This is a genomic window from Caldalkalibacillus uzonensis (assembly GCF_030814135.1).
GTDB lineage: Bacteria > Bacillota > Bacilli > Caldalkalibacillales > Caldalkalibacillaceae > Caldalkalibacillus > Caldalkalibacillus uzonensis.
This window is the reverse complement of sequence record NZ_JAUSUQ010000012.1, coordinates 1-16,968: the sequence shown is the minus strand read 5'-3', so window position 1 is coordinate 16,968 and position 16,968 is coordinate 1. Positions and strand designations below refer to the sequence as shown.

The 16,968-nt window shown below is 49.0% G+C and carries 15 protein-coding genes and 1 rRNA gene; 3 read left to right on the top strand and 13 right to left on the bottom strand.

The window, feature by feature from the left end; translation table 11 throughout:
* Positions 1-182: 182 nt before the first annotated feature.
* The 8 genes from pssA to J2S00_RS14520 form a co-directional block, all read right to left on the bottom strand.
* The gene (gene pssA, locus J2S00_RS14555; protein ID WP_307341283.1) at positions 183-908 is read right to left on the bottom strand and encodes a CDP-diacylglycerol--serine O-phosphatidyltransferase; all 726 of its coding nucleotides are present in this window, start codon (positions 906-908) and stop codon (positions 183-185) included.
* A gap of 21 nt (positions 909-929) precedes the next feature.
* On the bottom strand, positions 930-2,003 hold the full coding sequence (disA, locus tag J2S00_RS14550) for a DNA integrity scanning diadenylate cyclase DisA (protein ID WP_307341280.1): 1,074 nt from the start codon (positions 2,001-2,003) through the stop codon (positions 930-932).
* A complete protein-coding gene (gene radA / locus J2S00_RS14545; RefSeq protein ID WP_307341278.1) occupies positions 2,000-3,382 on the bottom strand; it encodes a DNA repair protein RadA in 1,383 nt (460 codons plus the stop codon). The genes disA and radA overlap by 4 nt, the downstream gene beginning before the upstream one ends.
* Before the next feature lie 119 nt (positions 3,383-3,501).
* Complete coding sequence (clpC, locus tag J2S00_RS14540) at positions 3,502-5,940, bottom strand: ATP-dependent protease ATP-binding subunit ClpC (protein ID WP_307341275.1); 2,439 nt, start codon at positions 5,938-5,940, stop codon at positions 3,502-3,504.
* 31 nt (positions 5,941-5,971) lie between these two features.
* Positions 5,972-7,042: a protein-arginine kinase McsB gene (gene mcsB / locus J2S00_RS14535; RefSeq protein WP_307341272.1), complete on the bottom strand. Its 1,071-nt coding sequence runs from the start codon at positions 7,040-7,042 to the stop codon at positions 5,972-5,974.
* A 13-nt stretch (positions 7,043-7,055) separates the two neighbouring features.
* Complete coding sequence (gene mcsA, locus J2S00_RS14530) at positions 7,056-7,577, bottom strand: protein-arginine kinase activator protein McsA (protein WP_307341270.1); 522 nt, start codon at positions 7,575-7,577, stop codon at positions 7,056-7,058.
* A gap of 47 nt (positions 7,578-7,624) precedes the next feature.
* Positions 7,625-8,086 (bottom strand): CtsR family transcriptional regulator, encoded by a 462-nt coding sequence (locus tag J2S00_RS14525; RefSeq protein WP_307341268.1) that lies wholly within the window; start codon positions 8,084-8,086, stop codon positions 7,625-7,627.
* A gap of 446 nt (positions 8,087-8,532) precedes the next feature.
* Entirely contained in the window at positions 8,533-9,261 is a 729-nt protein-coding gene (locus J2S00_RS14520) for an MgtC/SapB family protein (protein ID WP_307341265.1), read from the bottom strand.
* A 157-nt stretch (positions 9,262-9,418) separates the two neighbouring features.
* Here J2S00_RS14520 and J2S00_RS14515 point away from each other — a divergent pair, with 157 nt between their 5' ends.
* Positions 9,419-10,588 carry an MFS transporter gene (locus tag J2S00_RS14515; protein WP_307341263.1) on the top strand — a complete coding sequence of 390 codons (1,170 nt, stop codon included), beginning with the start codon at positions 9,419-9,421 and terminating at the stop codon, positions 10,586-10,588.
* Positions 10,589-10,621: 33 nt separating this feature from the next.
* Here J2S00_RS14515 and nadA read toward each other — a convergent pair whose 3' ends face one another.
* The 3 genes from nadA to nadB are packed head-to-tail and all read right to left on the bottom strand — an operon-like array spanning position 10,622 to position 14,126.
* Positions 10,622-11,725, bottom strand: a complete 1,104-nt coding sequence (gene nadA, locus J2S00_RS14510; protein ID WP_307341261.1) for a quinolinate synthase NadA — start codon at positions 11,723-11,725, stop codon at positions 10,622-10,624.
* Positions 11,726-11,737: 12 nt separating this feature from the next.
* Complete coding sequence (gene nadC, locus J2S00_RS14505; protein ID WP_307341260.1) at positions 11,738-12,583, bottom strand: carboxylating nicotinate-nucleotide diphosphorylase; 846 nt, start codon at positions 12,581-12,583, stop codon at positions 11,738-11,740.
* The gene (gene nadB, locus J2S00_RS14500; protein ID WP_307341257.1) at positions 12,537-14,126 is read right to left on the bottom strand and encodes an L-aspartate oxidase; all 1,590 of its coding nucleotides are present in this window, start codon (positions 14,124-14,126) and stop codon (positions 12,537-12,539) included. Before nadB ends, nadC begins: the two co-directional genes overlap by 47 nt.
* 188 nt (positions 14,127-14,314) lie before the next feature.
* On the opposite strand from nadB, the gene J2S00_RS14495 reads away from it, so the two are divergent.
* Both J2S00_RS14495 and J2S00_RS14490 read left to right on the top strand, forming a co-directional pair.
* The gene (locus tag J2S00_RS14495; RefSeq protein ID WP_307341254.1) at positions 14,315-15,490 is read left to right on the top strand and encodes a cysteine desulfurase family protein; all 1,176 of its coding nucleotides are present in this window, start codon (positions 14,315-14,317) and stop codon (positions 15,488-15,490) included.
* Between the two features lie 91 nt (positions 15,491-15,581).
* Positions 15,582-16,121: a transcription repressor NadR gene (locus J2S00_RS14490; protein WP_307341251.1), complete on the top strand. Its 540-nt coding sequence runs from the start codon at positions 15,582-15,584 to the stop codon at positions 16,119-16,121.
* 89 nt (positions 16,122-16,210) lie between these two features.
* Here the strand turns inward: J2S00_RS14490 and J2S00_RS14485 are convergent, their stop codons facing one another.
* Complete coding sequence (locus tag J2S00_RS14485) at positions 16,211-16,699, bottom strand: DinB family protein (RefSeq protein ID WP_307341248.1); 489 nt, start codon at positions 16,697-16,699, stop codon at positions 16,211-16,213.
* Between the two features lie 174 nt (positions 16,700-16,873).
* Positions 16,874-16,968: ribosomal RNA gene (gene rrf / locus J2S00_RS14480) — 5S ribosomal RNA — on the bottom strand; the annotation flags it as partial.

The window sequence follows — 16,968 nt, the reverse complement described above, 5'->3', positions numbered from 1 at the left end:
CTTGGTGTTCCTATTTTGGTTGGCCAAAGAGCGGTTCAGTGAAAATGATGAACAAGGATTCCAAATTTAGGATATCATATCTCAAATAAGATTGTCAAACAAAATAAAGATGTTAGCACAAATAGCTGTCTCTCGTCAACCTTTCCTAGGCAAAAAGTACGAACTTTTTTCGTACTAAATGCTCAGCGGCGTCCCAGGTGGTTGTCACGCTTCTTTTTCACTTTGTGCCGCCAGCTTTTTTCAATGCTTTTTTTGATTCCGTAAGCTGCATATCCAACCAAAGGAATAAAAACGATTTTGGGAAACTCGGACGGAAAACGATAAGCCAATAGAGCCACGGCTCCAATGATGAGCGGGGTGATCCAAAAAGCCGCCCGGGGCACACCTACCTTTTTAAAGTTAGGATATTTGATCCGGCTCACCATCAATAACGATAAAATAATCATACCGATGGGCAAAAACAAAGGCGGGAAAATAGAGTGATACAAAGCGAAAGTAGCCAAAACCCCTCCTGCGGCCGTAATGGGCAACCCTACAAAAAAACCGGGTATACCGGGCTGAACACTGAACCGGGCCAGCCTGAGCGCACCGCAAATAGGAAATAAGGCTGTGATAGCAATCCCCCATGGCCCCAGTTGATGCAAAACAACCAGGTACATGATCACACTGGGGGCAACCCCAAATGTGACGATATCAGATAAAGAGTCCAACTCCTTGCCAAAGTCGCTGGCGGCATTCAACATGCGGGCCATACGGCCGTCCAATCCATCCAATACCATGCCGATGATGACTAAGATCGCAGCATAGTCAATATAGCGGGGTTCATCCTGAATGGCCAATAGAATGGCCATCATGCCTAGAAATAAATTACCCAATGTAAACAAGCTTGGAATACTTCTGGTTATCATGATATGTCCCCACCTTGCTAGTTAAATATGACGATCAATGAACATTTGTTCTTGAATCCGCAATAATCCTTCCTTGATTGTTCTGGCCCTGACTTCACCAACCCCATCCACTTCATCCAGTTCCTCAATGGAGGCCATCATCACCTGGGGCAGCTCTTCAAACTTATCTACCAAGTTGTGCACAATGGCACTGGGCAGGCGGGGGATTTTATGTAAAATGCGGTATCCCCGGGGTGAGACAGGTTCTTCTTGGGCATTCACATTGGGTGAGTAACCGAGCAAACGCACAATCATGTTGTTTTCCAAGAGCTCATCGGAGGACAGCTTTTTCAATTCGCTTAAAATACGGGCCGGATCTTCATCCTGATTGCGGCAATAATCCTTTAACAATAAATAGGTCTCTTCTTCCACGTTGGAGACCAGCTCTGCCAGCTGCATGCTGATCAAACGGCCCTCCGTCCCCAGTTCATGGATGTAGCGGTTGATCTCCGCTTTAATACGCAATACCATTTCGATGCGATGGATCACCATGGCCACTTCATGCAAGGTAACCAGCTCTTCAAATTCCAGAGCGCTCAAATTGGTCAGAGCCTGGTCCAGGACAGCTTTATATTTCTCCAATGTTTGAATCGCTTGATTGGCTTTGGTTAAAATGACGCCGATATCCCGTAAAGCATAGCGGAAATTGCCCTGGTATAAGGTGATCACATTGCGTCGCTGAGAGATGGAAATGACCAAATGCCCCGTCTGTTTGGCCACCCGTTCTGCCGTGCGGTGGCGTATACCGGTTTCACGGGAAGGAATAGACGAATCAGGGACAAGCTGGGTGTTGGCAAATAAAATGCGCTTGGCGTCCTGACTGAGAATAATGGCGCCATCCATTTTGGCCAGTTCGTACAGGTTGGCCGGCGTAAATTCACAGTTGATTGAAAAGCCGCCATCCACCATGTTCATCATCTCTTTGCTGTAGCCGATGACAATCAGGGCGCCTGTTTTGGCCCGCAGCACGTTCTCCAACCCTTCTCTCAAAGGAGTTCCAGGCGCCACAAGCTTTAAGACGGCTGCTGTTTGATCATGCTTTTCTTTCTCTGTCATATCGTCTCCCCCTCTAGTACAACCTCTATGGCCTCTTTAACCGACTGTACACCGATCACTTCAATGCCACTGGGCAACTCCCATCCCACTGTATTTTTAGACGGTATAATGGCCCGCTTAAACCCTAACTTCCGCGCCTCCGCCAAGCGCTGCTCAATGCGGGATACACCTCTGACTTCCCCGGTCAAACCCACTTCGCCGATGACCACATCATAGGGACTGGTAGGTTTGTCCCGAAAGCTGGAGGCAAGGCTGATGGCCATGCCCAAGTCCAGAGCCGGTTCATTTAACTTCACACCACCAGCCACATTGATGTAAGCATCCTGATTTTGCAGCAAAAGGCCAACCCGCTTTTCTAAAACAGCCAGCATCAGCGCAAGACGCAGATGATCAACCCCGGTTGCCGTTCGTCTCGGCGTGCCAAAACTGGTCGGTGTCACTAAAGCTTGTAATTCAACAAGAACGGGGCGCGTTCCTTCCATGCTGGCCACCACAATGGAACCAGCCGCTCCATGGGCACGTTCCTCCAAAAACATTTCAGAAGGGTTGACCACTTCACGCAGTCCTGACTCATGCATATCAAAAATGCCGATTTCATTGGTCGAGCCAAAGCGGTTTTTGACGGCCCGCAAAATACGATACGTATGATGCCGTTCTCCTTCAAAGTAAATCACTGCATCAACCATATGCTCCAAAATTTTGGGCCCGGCAATAGCCCCTTCCTTAGTAACATGTCCAACCAAGAATACGGCAATCCCCTTAATTTTGGCGATCCGCATTAAAGCGGCTGTACATTCCCGCACTTGAGCCACACTGCCAGGTGTGGAGGTGACATCAGGATGGTAGACGGTTTGAATGGAATCGAGGACCACCACTTGAGGCTCTACCTGATTAATATGCTTCTCAATCTCATCAATCTGGGTCTCAGTCAAAATAAAAAGATCATCAGCCCCAATTTCCAGCCGGTCGGCACGCATTTTGATTTGTTTGAGGGATTCCTCTCCCGACACATATAAGACACGCTGGGCCTGTTCACTTAGGATCCCAGCCATTTGCAGCAATAATGTGGATTTGCCGATACCAGGATCACCCCCAAACAGCACCAGGGAACCGGGCACCACACCGCCGCCGAGAACCCGGTCAAATTCCCCGACGCCTGTCGGTAAGCGGGGGGCTTCCACAGCCTTGATCTGGGTAACAGGTACGGGACTAGCCTTCTTCTCTCTTGAGCTAGGTCCCTTTCCAGCCGCCCATGGTACAGAATCTATGCGCTCTTCGACCATACTATTCCAGGTATTGCATCCCGGGCAGCGTCCCATCCATTTTGGTGATTCATAACTGCATTCCTGGCAGACAAACGTTGTTTTTTTCTTGGCCATCACGTTCCACCTGATATGTATGATTATCTATATGTTAAATGTATCACTTTTACAAATTAAATTAAAGAAAACTTGGCTTTTGCAGAGCCTGTGGTGCCAGCAAAAGCCAATGATGCGGCTTACTGAACAGATTCTTTTTTAACCACTTTCAGTTGCCCGTCTTCTACATCGATCAAGACTGAATCACCTTTGCTGATGTTGCCCTGTAGCAATTCTTCGGACAGGCGGTCCTCCACCATGCGTTGTAGAGCCCGGCGCAATGGTCTGGCCCCATATTGCGGATCGTGACCTTCCTTGACAATATGGCGCAAGGCAGCATCGGTCAGGGAGAACTCGATATCCTGCTCTTTTAAGCGCTTCTGCAATTGTTTGGCCATGAGATCCACAATTTGCATGAGGTGCTCTTCTTCCAGGGAATGAAAGACAATCACTTCATCGATACGGTTCAAAAACTCAGGGCGGAACATGCGCTTCAGTTCACCCATCACTTTATCCTTCATGTTTTGATAGTTTTGCTCCGCACTGTCAGCCTGGAAGCCCAGTGTGGTGCCTTTTTTCAACAGCTCGGCCCCTGCGTTGGAGGTCATGATAATGACGGTGTTTTTAAAGTCCACTGTGCGTCCTTTGGCATCGGTAAGACGCCCATCTTCCAGGACTTGCAGCAAGATATTGAATACATCAGGATGGGCCTTTTCAATTTCGTCCAGCAAAATCACGGAATATGGCTTGCGTCGCACTTTTTCCGTCAGCTGGCCGCCTTCCTCGTAGCCCACATAGCCCGGTGGTGAGCCCACCAAGCGGGAAGTGGTATGCTTCTCCATATACTCGGACATGTCAATGCGGATCACCGCATTTTCATCCCCGAACAGGCTTTCAGCCACTGCTTTGGCCAACTCGGTTTTACCCACACCGGTCGGTCCAAGGAAGATGAAGGAGCCGATGGGGCGTTTCGGATCTTTCAGACCGGCCCGGGCACGGCGAATCGCTTTGGAGATGGCTTTAACCGCTTCGTCCTGCCCAATGACCCGCTGATGCAAGATGTCTTCCATGTTAAGCAAGCGTTCGCTTTCTTCCTGAGCCAGTTTTTTCACCGGGATACCTGTCCAGCTGGCCACAATGTCGGCAATGTCTTCGGCCGTCACTTCAGAGTCTGTCTGACCCTGTTTTTCCTTCCAGTCGTTCTTTGTTTTTTCCAGTTCTTCACGCAGTTTTTGTTCTGTATCGCGCAAGGAAGCTGCTTTTTCGAATTCCTGGCTTTGGACAGCGGCATCTTTTTCCTTGCGAATCTCCTCCAGTTTTTGCTCCAGCTCTTTTAGGTTAGGCGGCACGGTGTAGGACTTGAGCCGTACCTTGGAGGCCGCTTCGTCGATCAGATCAATGGCTTTGTCCGGCAGGAAACGGTCGGTAATATACCGGTCAGACAGCTTAACCGCCTGTTCAATGGCTTCATCGGTAATTTTGACCCGGTGGTGCGCTTCGTAACGGTCACGCAAACCTTTCAGGATCAAAATCGCATCTTCGATGGAGGGCGGGTCAACCATAATGGGCTGAAAGCGCCGTTCAAGGGCAGCATCTTTCTCAATGTATTTACGGTATTCATCCAAGGTGGTGGCCCCAATGCACTGCAGCTCTCCGCGGGCTAAGGCCGGTTTCAGGATGTTGGAGGCATCGATAGCCCCTTCCGCACCGCCAGCACCGATCAGGGTATGCAGCTCATCAATAAACAAAATGATGTTGCCAGCCTGGCGGATTTCATCCATTACTTTTTTCAAGCGGTCTTCAAATTCGCCACGGTATTTGGTGCCAGCCACCACGGTGCCCATATCCAGGGTCATGACCCGTTTGCCTCGCAAGGTTTCGGGAATTTCGTTATTGACAATGCGCTGGGCCAGCCCTTCGGCAATGGCGGTTTTACCAACACCCGGTTCCCCGATCAGTACAGGATTGTTTTTGGTCCGGCGGCTGAGCACCTGGATAACCCGTTCAATCTCTTTGCTGCGGCCAATGACAGGGTCCAGCTCATCGTTTTTTGCAATGGCCGTCAAATCACGGGCCAGGCTGTCCAGCGTAGGCGTGTTGGCTGCGCCGCCCTGTCCTCCCTGAGGACCGGTGGTCATCGCTTCATTGGAGCCCAACAGCTGCAGCACCTGCTGTCTGGCTTTATTCAGGCTGACACCCAGATTGTTTAACACTCGGGCCGCCACGCCTTCCCCTTCACGAATCAAGCCCAGCAGCACATGTTCTGTGCCCACGTAAGTGTGGCCCAGCTTCCGGGCCTCATCCATGGACAGCTCAATCACTTTTTTGGCCCGGGGGGTATAATGGATGTTGTCCGTTGTTTCCATTCCTTTGCCGATCAATGTCTCTACTTCTTTGCGGATTTTTTCCATATCCAGATTTAAAGCTTGCAGGGCTTTGGCAGCAATCCCTTCCCCTTCACGGACAAGTCCAAGCAGGATATGTTCTGTGCCGATATTGTTATGCCCTAAACGCATCGCTTCTTCTTGAGCCAAGGCCAGTACTTTTTGTGCACGCTCCGTAAAACGTCCAAACATCATCTGCAAACACCTCCATTTTGTTATTGATATATTAAATTTCTTGTGTTAATAAACGCTCCCGGATTAATTTTGCCCGCCTGATATCCCGCTCATCAGGGGACAACATTTGCCCGGCATACTGTTGCAAAAATCCGGGCTGGGTCAAGACAATCAGCTCGTTTAAGATGGTGGATGAGACACCTTGAATCAAGCCCAGATCAATACCCAAACGCACGTCTGACAAACGCTGCATGGCCTCTTTGCTCTCTATAACCCGGGCATTGGCTAAAATACCGTAGGAACGGTAGATTCTGTCTTCCAACTTCAGGCGGGACGAATCCAAGAGCCGTTTGCGTGCCTGCCTTTCCTGTTCAATCAATTGCTTAGCCACATTGCCCAAATCCTCAATGATTTCTGTTTCAGAACGGCCCAGAGTAATCTGATTGGAAATCTGGAAGATGTTTCCTAGGGCATCACTACCCTCACCATAAATGCCCCGTACCACCAGACCCAGCTGATTAATCGCCGGTAAAATGCGGTTCATTTGCTGGGACATGACCAAAGCTGGCAGATGCATCATCACCGAGGCGCGCAAGCCGGTGCCCACATTGGTTGGGCAACTGGTCAAATAACCACGCTTTTCATCAAAGGCAAAGTCCACATTCATCTCCAGCCAGTCATCAATGCTGTTGGCCTGGGTCCAGGCTTCGTTCAGCTGGAAACCAGGAAAAAGACACTGGATGCGCAAATGGTCCTCTTCATTGAGCATGATGCTGATCGATTCATTCTCACTTAAAATCACAGCGCCTGCCCTTGCTTCCTCAGCCAGGTGGGGACTGATCAGGTGCTTTTCCACCAGCACTTTTTTCTCCAGGGAGCTCAAGTTCTCCATGCGCAACAATTCCAAGGTTCCCAAGGCTTGATTGTTTTTGCTTTTTTCCAGTATTTTGTCCATCTTGGCCACCACTTGTTCCAGTTGTTCACGGGTGGCAATCAGGGGAAAGGGGATATCCGTCAAGTTGCGGGCCAGACGGATGCGGCTGGAGATGACAATATCTTCGTCAGGCCCGCCTCCTTTCATCCAGTCACTTAAAGCTTGATTAATAAAGCGTTGTAGCGACATACTTCGCCCCTCCTCATTCTTGAGACAATAGTTTCTCCAACTCACGTATCTCGTCTCGCAGCTCGGCGGCCCGCTCAAATTCTTCATTGGCCACCGCCTGCTGTAACTTTTGCTTTTTCACGTTGATTTCCCGTTTTAACTTCAGTCGTGAGCCGGAGCGGCGGGGAATTTTGCCATGATGACTGACGTTACCGCTATGCACTTTCTTAAACAATGGCTCCAGCCGGTCGCCAAAGACACGATAACAGTGGGCGCAACCAAACCGCCCGCTTCTGGAAAACTGGGCATAGGTTAAGCCACACCGTTCACAACGCAAGGGCTGGGCATAGGCGGTCTCAGCCGATCCACCGGACGGATCAAAGGAAAGCAATCCCGATAACAGATTATGGATGGAAAAACTGTTGTTCAGACCAGGAAGTGCTTCCCCTTTTTCCTTGGCACACACATCACACAGATGAATCTCGGTCTTCTGACCGTTGATAATCTTGGTAAAGTGTAAAGTAGCCGGACGTTCACCACATTCTTGACAGTGCATTGCCCTATCACTCCTTTGTTAACAAGGAATTCATCAAGCATATATGATTACTGATACATGAGGGATACCATCATCGCTTTGAGCAGCTTGGCCCGCAGATGGTCCCGCACCTGCACATCAAAGGGGAGGACATTGCGCTGAATCACAGCTTTCATGAGGCGGGCCTCACGCTCCGTGATCAAATCGGTCTCCTGCAAGCGGTTAATGATGCCCTCAGCAGCGGCTTGGGAAATGTCGTCCTCTATCATGTGCAGCAAGGTTTGCAAGTACCGCTGCTCATCCACAACCCTCACTTTGCGAATACGGATAAACCCGCCTCCTCCTCGCTTGCTTTCTACCACATAACCTTTTTCAACAGTAAAACGGGTTTTAATCACGTAATTAATTTGAGAGGGAACACATTGAAATTTATCGGCCAGTTCGCTCCGTTGAATTTCAATATATCCCTTTTTGCTTCTGTTCAAAATGCTTTTTAAATAGTGCTCTATGATATCCGATATGTTTTTCATTGTGCCTGGTCAACCTCCAAGCTGGATTGACTTGAGGTGAATGGACACCTCTGACCACCATTCCAGCAGCACACAGCGGCCGGACAGAGGTTTTTGACTTTGACTATCTTTGACTTTACTTAAATTATATGTAATACCACCCCAAAATGCAAGTCTCCTTACCAAAATTTTTCCCGCTCTTAGTGTGGTTCAAACATAGGGATTTATGTGTAGCATCTTATTCACATTTTTTCTTGTCATTTCCGACAAGGTACTGGCCCACACGACAGAAAGTCAGCCGCTTCTTCCAGCCCATTACGCCATATTCTTCGTCATGGGCACTAGTCCCAAAGACTGAAAGGGAGTGCCTCCCTCTGTAGCGGAAATGGTTGAACTGTCCAAAAATGAAATAATGGAATACCAGAAGGGCTCCCTCCATGTTAACTGGAGGCAGCCCTTTTTTGCGGTTATTTATCGATGCTCACCTCTTTGACACCATCCAAATTTCGCAATTGATCCACTAATATGGCCATGGAGACCGTATTAGGAATACGAATATTAAGCACCAGGCGCACCGTACCAGGATCTGTCTGGCCGGCCTCCTCTATCGACAACTTGCGGATGTTCACATTTTGCTCACCGAGTGTGGTGGCAATCTCCCCTAACTTTCCTGGCTGATCCTCCACTTTGATCACCAGACGGTGAAAATAACTCTTGTGCAGCACGACCGATTCAAAGCGGTTCAAGACAATCAGGCTCAACAGTACCAGCCCGGTGGACAGAATGGCACCAAAGTAGAAACCTGCTCCTAAGGCCAGCCCGATGCCAGCCACAACCCACAGCGAGGCCGCTGTAGTTAAGCCACGAATGGCAAAGCCATGCACGAGGATGGTGCCTGCTCCCAAAAAGCCGATGCCGCTGACCACTTGGGCAGCCAGGCGGGCCGGGTCAGCCACCACATAGCCGTACTGGCTTCTCTCTTTAATATATTCCTCAAAGCCATATATGGAGATCAGCATGATCAAAGCCGAGCCCACACAAACCAAAATATGAGTCCGGAAACCGGCCGGGCGGTTGCTTTGCTCCCTTTCCAGGCCAACCAAGCCGCCAAGTAAGGTAGCCAGCAGTAAACGCAATGTAATCTCCAGGTAATGGGCATCCTGAATCCACATCCACCACTCGTGCAAAAGTTCCACTCCACATTCCCTCCCCGGTCTGGTGTCATGTATAAAAACAGTTTAATAAAGATTATGCATAACTATACCATAATATTTTCCGAGAAGGGAGCCAACCTCTGCATGCCAGTCCTCCTTTGCTCATATACATGTGTACAAGCAAAGGATGTGTCCAAGGATGAAGGTTCCCTTATTCTTTATGTTCGGCACTTTTAGCTTTTTTGCTGTAGCCTACTCTTTCTCTACCCTGTTTTTAAACATTTTTGTCTGGAAACAGCATGCCAGCTTGGTGCTGCTGGGTTTTTTCCAAATGTGTTCTTTTGCATTTACTTTTGCCGGGTTTGTCTTAGGTGCTTATTTGATGTACCGGCTGGGCAGCCGCCTCAATTTTCTGCTTTCATCGGTGGCTGCTTGCACTTTGTATCTCTATTTATTGCTGGGAACCTTTGATCAGCTAGTGGCTATCGGTTTGGCAGGAGCGCTGAACGGCCTGTACATTGGCTTGTTTTTTGCCGGACTTAATTTTTATTCCCTGTGGTTTAGTGATCAAGATGGTTTATCCTGGGTGATGAGCCTGCAATATATCATTAATGGCCTGGCTCAATTGCTCACCCCTCCGCTAGCGGGGTGGATCATTTATCATCAGGGGTATGATGCCGCTTTGATAACGACTCTGTCCATTTTAGGCTGTCAAACAGTAAGCAGCGTGCTTACACCACGGGTGCGTATTCCTCAAGCCTACCGGCGTAGGGGTTTTGTTATGCCAGCTAACCGGCGGATGGGGTATGTGGGATTGTCTGCTGCTTCATTCGGCTTTTTCTTTGCCTTTGTACATATGTCACTCAGTATTTTTATCTATCTTTTTTTGCAAAATGAGTGGCATGTGGGTGAATGGAACATGCTGTTTGCTTTACTTAGTGTGCTCACTTACTTCATCGTAGGGCACCAGTTGTTAGCACGTTTTCATCATATGATTGCTTCCCTTGGTGTGCTGGTGTCAACAGTGGTGACCCTGACGCTATGGGTTCCTTCTCCGCTCACCTTTATTGTATTTAACGCGGTGATCTCTATTTCCTTGCCTATGCTGTGGGTGCCATCATACACCAACCAATTTGCCACGATCCGTCACCAGGTCGAGAGGGCCAAGGCCAACCCGCTCACCAAAATGATGGAACTCTTGGTGTACCGGGAATTTTGGCTGTGTGTGGGGCGCCTTGCTTTCTTCGCTTTTTTTATGCTTGTTTTCTCTTTCTTTACCCATCAGGGACTGGCTGTGTTGCTGATGGTGTTATGTTTTATGCCTGCTGCCATTTATGTGCTCAGTTCTCCAGGAAAGCACCGTGTTTAAATCATAGACAGAGGGGTTGTGGCTCAACTTGTTTTAAGAGTTTTGTAACATTCGCTCAAGGGCAATGCGGGCCTCTCGGGCAACATCTGTTTCAACGCGAATGGGATTGACATTATCCCCTTGATAAATACTCTCTAATGCCCACAGCAGGTGGGGCAGGTCAATCCGGTTCATGGTTAAACAGGGACAGATCATATCGTTAAGCAGGCGGATGGTCTGCTCAGGGTGGGTTTTGGCCAAGCGCTGCACCAGATTCACTTCTGTGCCGATGGCCCATTTGGAGCCTGGTGGTGCGTTTTGCACCTGCCTGATGATATACTCCGTTGAACCGCTGTCATCAGCGGCACAGACCACATCATAATTGCACTCGGGATGAACCAGCACTTTGATCTGCGGATCCCTTTGTCTGACCCGCTGAACATGTTCCAGCTTAAAATGCTGATGGACAGAACAGAAACCTTTCCACAAGATGACCTTAATCTGGTCCAGCTTTGTCTGGACGTCTTCCAGTTCCCTGGTCAGAGGATTGTAAACCGCCATCTCCTCCAATGGAATACCCAGGCTGGCGGCTGTGTTGCGCCCTAAATGTTCATCAGGCAGAAACAAGATGCGCTCCTTGTGGCTGAAAGCCCACTGAAACATGTTTTTGGCATTGGAAGAGGTGCACGTTAAGCCCCCGTTCCGTCCGCAAAACGCTTTAATAGCCGCTGTGGAGTTCACATAGGTCATGGGTACAACGGTTTCACCAAACAGCCCCGTTAACAGTTCCCAACATTCTTCCACCTGCTCATCATCGGCCATGTCAGCCATAGAGCAGCCTGCTTTTAAGTCAGGCAAGATCACTGTTTGGTTCTCAGAGGTTAAAATATCCGCTGTTTCCGCCATAAAATGAACACCACAAAACACGATGTAAGATGCCTGGTGCTGCTGGGCCGCCAGTTGGGCCAGCTTTAAAGAGTCCCCCGTAAAGTCAGCAAACTGGAACACTTCATCCTTTTGATAGTGATGACCCAAAATAACCAGTTGATCCCCTAAGGCTTGTTTAATCACTCTCACCCGTGCTTCCATCTCATCCACTGGCCATTGATAAAACATCTCCGGCGAGATGGAAGAGGATGTTATCTGTGAATGTGCCATTGTGATCCCCCTTCACTTTTTAATGCTGCCATCCAAATTAAGACTAAGGTCAAGGGATGGAGCAGAGTGAGTCAGCCAGCCGATAGAAATCACCTGTACCCCGGTTTGGGCCACAGCTTCCAAATGATCCAGGCGCATATTGCCGGAAGCTTCACTGATAATCGAAGTAGGAATAAGGGCAACTGCCTCCTTTAATTGGGGAACGGTCATGTTATCCAACAAAATGCCGTTTACCTTCAGTGCCACAGCTTCCTTCACCTGCGCGAGGGTTTCCGTTTCCACTTCGATAAAGATGGTGTGACCCATTTTTTCCCTTACCCGATGCACTGCCTCACTTAGCCCACCCGCGGCATGAATATGGTTATCTTTAATTAACACAGCGTCATCCAGCCGCAGGCGGTGATTAATTCCACCTCCAACGGTGACTGCATATTTTTCCAACATGCGTAGACCCGGTGTGGTCTTGCGGGTATCAGCAATCTTGGTCCCGTAGGCTTTAACTAAATCAACAGCTTGGCGCGTCACAGTGGCAATGCCAGACAAACGTTGCAAAAAATTGAGCGCCACACGCTCTCCGGTTAAAATGGCCCGCGTTGGTCCTTGTATACGGATCACAGATGTCCCTTGTTCAACACGCTCACCCTCTTTAACGAGAGGCGTTATTTCCACCCGGTGGTCAACTAGCTGCATCACCCGTTCAAAAACAGGCAAACCGGCCATGACCCCTTTTCCTTTAGCCATCACCACACCGCTGGCCCACTGTTCCTCCGGTACCACCGCCTCCGTAGTCCGGTCCCCAAAACCCAGATCTTCACTGAGCGCTTGTTTCAATTGTTCCTCCAACAAGAGAGGATTCATCTTTGCCCCTCCTCCACCTTGTCCGTTTGTGTTGCCATACCTCTTGTTCGTAAGGGTAATCCGCCCGAAAATGAGCCCCCCTGCTTTCTGTTCGTTCCAGAGCCGCTCGGGTAATAGCCAAAGCGACCCGGGCCATGTTGGTCCACACGGGATGATGGTGAGCCCAGATAGCTTCCCACTGGCGAAGCGTCGCTTCCAGTCGCCGTAACCCGCTTTCAGTTCTCACCAATCCGGCAGCCTCCCACATCAGCTGTTGCAGTCTGCGTGTTGCCTGATGACTTATTAGCTGCTCGAAAGAGAAAGCGTAGTGCTGTGCTGTAAAGCGGGGGACTACATCCCTGGCCGTCATGTTGGCCGGTCTCCTTACCATATCACGTTGAAGTGCCTCCTTAATGCGCTTGGCAAAGACCAAACCCTCCAAAAGAGAATTACTGGCCAAACGATTAGCCCCATGTACACCTGTGCACGCCACCTCTCCGCAAGCATACAATCCGTCCAGTGACGTGAGCCCCCACTCATCCGTCCAAACCCCGCCCATGATAAAGTGAGCAGCAGGGGTGACAGGTAGCGGCTGTTTAACGGGATCAAAGCCAAGTTGAAGGCAACGCCGGTAAATCGTGGGGAAACGCTCCCCAAAGACCGGTCCGAGACGAGGCGTATCCAAATAGACGTGCTGTCCTTTTTGCTGCTGGTCAAAAATGGCACGGGCCACCACGTCCCGCGGAGCCAAATCACCCCAGGGATGATACTCCGGCATAAAGGCGTATCCGTCATCATTGATCAACACGCCCCCCTCACCCCGTACCGCTTCTGAGACCAAGGGTTTTGGATGTACGGGTACAGCCAAAGCCGTGGGATGGAACTGCACAAATTCCATATCAGCCAGATCTGCCCCGGCCTCACAGGCCAAGGCCATGCCATCTCCTGTACTGAACAAACTGTTGGTTGTTTCCTTGTAAAGCTGGCCGCAACCACCGGCAGCCAAAACGACAGCAGCGCTTTGCACCAGGATATGCTCGCCCCGGGCAAACAATATGGCACCCACACAACGGTTTCCATCCACCACCAATTGTTCAACAAATGCCTCTTCATAAATGGAAATCTGGGGTTCTTCCCGTACCCGCTGCATCAAAGTGTTCACGATGGCAGCCCCAGTGGCATCTCCCCCTGCATGAATAATCCTGGGAAATGAATGAAACCCTTCCCGGCCAAGCTTAAGCTGGCCCGCTTCATCCGCATCAAAAGGAACACCCAGACGACATAAGTCTTCTAGTACCATAAAACTGTAGGTCATTAGTACATTCAGAGCTTCACGGTCATTGATGCCGCATCCACACCGAAGGGTATCTTCCACATGCGCTTCAGCTGAGTCCCCTTCCCCTATGGCAACCGCAATCCCGCCCTGGGCCTGGCTGGAATTACTCTCTGGCCAAGCCGATTTGGTCACCAACATCACCCGGGCGTATTCACTGTGTTGTAAAGCGGCATACAAACCGGCAATGCCACTGCCTATAACCAGTACATCCGTTTGATAAGATTTCATAGTTTCTCGTCCTTTGACATAAGGTTGTGTCCATGACATGAAAGCGATCCTGTCTTATTTAGACTCATTATAGTGGGGGTGTTGACATATGTCAACACAGGTGTCTTGACATATGTTGTTTACCTTGCCTATACTCAAAACAAAACTTTAATTTTTGACCACCCATTTTTATTTGGAGGTTAGAAGGGATGCCACGTTATGTTTATCTTGATCATGCAGCCACGACCCCGGTAGATCCACACGTGTGGGAGGCCATGAAACCTTATTGCTTGAATGTGTTTGGTAATCCGAGCAGTCTGCATCTCTTTGGTGACCGGGCTGACGAAGCCGTGCATCAAGCAAAAAGGGAGATTCTCCATCTATTAGGGGCTAATCAGGGGAAGGTTGTCTTAACCAGCGGAGGAACGGAAGCTAACAATCTGGCTCTCAAGGGTGTTGCTCACATGTACCAACAACAAGGGCGGCATATTGTGGTCAGTGCCATTGAGCATGATTCCGTTCTGTCGGCCTGTACCGCTCTTGAAAAACAAGGATTTACCATCAGTTATATTCCGGTTGACAGCCAGGGGAAAATCAACTTGTACAAGCTGGAACAAATGTTAACCGAGCACACGATTCTAGTCTCCGTCATGCACGCCAACAATGAAGTGGGCACCCTCCAACCCATTGACACCATCGGTCAACTCATAAAAGCCAAACGTTTGAAACAGGGAACGAAAACACCATTCTTTCATTGTGACGCGGTACAGACACTGGGGAAAATTCCTTTTCAAGTGGAAGAGTGGGGAGTGGATTTGCTCTCCTTTTCCGCCCATAAATTTTACGGACCGAAAGGTGTTGGAGGGCTGTATGTGCAGAGGGGCGTCCGCCTTTCTCCCTTGCTCCATGGAGGGGGACAAGAGTATGGCTGGCGCTCGGGCACACAGAATGTACCCGGTCTCATAGGTACCGCCTATGCTTTAAAACAGAGCCATGAACGGCAGCCAGAAGATTGGAACCGGTATGTTAAACTGAACACAACAATAAGAGAAGGATTGCAAGCCCTGCCTGGCATTCAATTGACGGTTCCCGCTTCTTTAGCCTTGCCAACCCATATTCATTTCTTGTGTCAGCAAATCGAGGGTCAGGCCCTGATGCAGGAACTGTCCAAAAAGGGTATTGCCGTTTCTACCAGCTCAGCATGTCATGCTCACTACTGGGCCCCGTCCCATGTTATGCTGGCCATGGGCTATAACGACGAGCAAGCCAAACAAGCCGTGCGCATCAGTTTGGGACGAGGAGTAACGAGTGAAGATATCCATTATTTTCTGCAGCAGATAAAAGAGATTATCCGCACGTTCAGAAGCAGTCATGCTTTATCTTAACAACCAAGATCAAGATAGGTTGCAAACCGGTATTGATCCCTTTACACTTATCTTCAGTTAAAGCTTTTTACAGGCATGCCTGGAGGTGACCATGAAGCACATGTCTAAATTGCTGGGAGACAAACGGCGCCACTATTTGTTAGAGTTATTAAAATCCAAGAAAAAACCCCTCACTGGTACCTTTCTTGCTGAGGAAACCGGTGTGAGCCGCCAAGTCATTGTGCAGGATATCGCACTTTTAAAAGCGAAAAATGAACCTATCGTGGCCACTCCCCAAGGTTATTTGTATCTTAGCTCCCCATCTCCTCAGCCCAAACGGCGCGTCATTGCTTGTCAGCATGCATTTGAGCAAACGGAGCGGGAGTTAACCATTTTGGTGGAGCATGGTGTTAAAGTTGTTGATGTGATCGTTGAACACCCGATTTATGGCCAAATTCAGGGTTCATTAATGGTTGAATCAAAAAAGGATGTGCATGATTTCTTGCGTAAAGTGCAAGACAACCAGGCCAAACTGCTTTCTTCTCTGACGGAAGGTGTACACCTGCATACGGTAGAAGCCAATGATGACAAACGGATAGATGAAGCTTGCCAAGCCCTTGAAGCAGAGGGAATCTTACTTAAAAGAGATTAAAGAGGTGTTTAAACATACCCCATTTCTTTAATAATGTTAATCATGCTTTGCTCTAATCCTGTGCTCGATGTGCTCGATCTTCCTCATGGTTATTTCACCCCATCTTCTGGTCGGCTATCAGCAAACCGCTTGATGGACTGGATAACCCCCAAGTGATACCATTCGTGATATAACGTGCGTGGAATCACTTCACCGAGTTTGCCCATTCCTAATTCTGTTGTGGTCTGTAAGGGTTCATCCAGTCTGCCTGCAAATTTCTTTTTTAAACGGTGTGGTTGGATACGGAGTTCTTCTACCAGCTCTCTCCAAGCAGGGGGCTCCTGCTTCCAGGTGCAAGGACTCGTCCCAAAATCAAAGAAATGCCGATAATATCCAGGCACATCCATATCATCCTTCATGAAATGATGAAACCAAACATCCTGATCATATATGATGTGGCCAATATTCCAACGAATGGAGTTATGGTGTCCAGCGGGAATGATATCGATCATACTCTCACTTATATTTTCAACAATTTGCAACGTATACTGACGTACATCAAACAGTTGATTCCACAGCACCTCGTCCCTATAATCCACTAAACTATCCCCCTCTTAGTTTTTAGATGTTTATTTAATCATACCAAAATTGCCAATGTTTTTGATATGATTAAAATAAATCAACGAGCCCTGGGTAATTGATGCTAAAAATAAATGTCAGACAAGATTTTTTACACTAAAAACCTCGCGAGAATTTCTCACGAGGTTTGTCCAGCCTGGCAACGTCCTACTCTCCCGGGGGCTCTCGCCCCAAGTACCATCGGCGCTGGAGGGCTTAACTTCCGTGTTCGGCATGGGAACGGGTGTGA

What these genes read in the sequence shown, in the direction of transcription:
- pssA (WP_307341283.1), bottom strand. Translation starts at nt 908, where the DNA reads ATGATAACCAGAAGTATTCCAAGCTTGTTTACATTGGGTAATTTATTT.
- mcsA (WP_307341270.1), bottom strand. Translation starts at nt 7,577, where the DNA reads ATGCACTGTCAAGAATGTGGTGAACGTCCGGCTACTTTACACTTTACC.
- nadC (WP_307341260.1), bottom strand. Translation starts at nt 12,583, where the DNA reads ATGAATCCTCTCTTGTTGGAGGAACAATTGAAACAAGCGCTCAGTGAA.
- J2S00_RS14525 (WP_307341268.1), bottom strand. Translation starts at nt 8,086, where the DNA reads ATGAAAAACATATCGGATATCATAGAGCACTATTTAAAAAGCATTTTG.
- J2S00_RS14490 (WP_307341251.1), top strand. Translation starts at nt 15,582, where the DNA reads ATGAAGCACATGTCTAAATTGCTGGGAGACAAACGGCGCCACTATTTG.
- mcsB (WP_307341272.1), bottom strand. Translation starts at nt 7,042, where the DNA reads ATGTCGCTACAACGCTTTATTAATCAAGCTTTAAGTGACTGGATGAAA.
- radA (WP_307341278.1), bottom strand. Translation starts at nt 3,382, where the DNA reads ATGGCCAAGAAAAAAACAACGTTTGTCTGCCAGGAATGCAGTTATGAA.
- J2S00_RS14495 (WP_307341254.1), top strand. Translation starts at nt 14,315, where the DNA reads ATGCCACGTTATGTTTATCTTGATCATGCAGCCACGACCCCGGTAGAT.
- nadB (WP_307341257.1), bottom strand. Translation starts at nt 14,126, where the DNA reads ATGAAATCTTATCAAACGGATGTACTGGTTATAGGCAGTGGCATTGCC.
- J2S00_RS14515 (WP_307341263.1), top strand. Translation starts at nt 9,419, where the DNA reads ATGAAGGTTCCCTTATTCTTTATGTTCGGCACTTTTAGCTTTTTTGCT.
- disA (WP_307341280.1), bottom strand. Translation starts at nt 2,003, where the DNA reads ATGACAGAGAAAGAAAAGCATGATCAAACAGCAGCCGTCTTAAAGCTT.
- clpC (WP_307341275.1), bottom strand. Translation starts at nt 5,940, where the DNA reads ATGATGTTTGGACGTTTTACGGAGCGTGCACAAAAAGTACTGGCCTTG.
- nadA (WP_307341261.1), bottom strand. Translation starts at nt 11,725, where the DNA reads ATGGCACATTCACAGATAACATCCTCTTCCATCTCGCCGGAGATGTTT.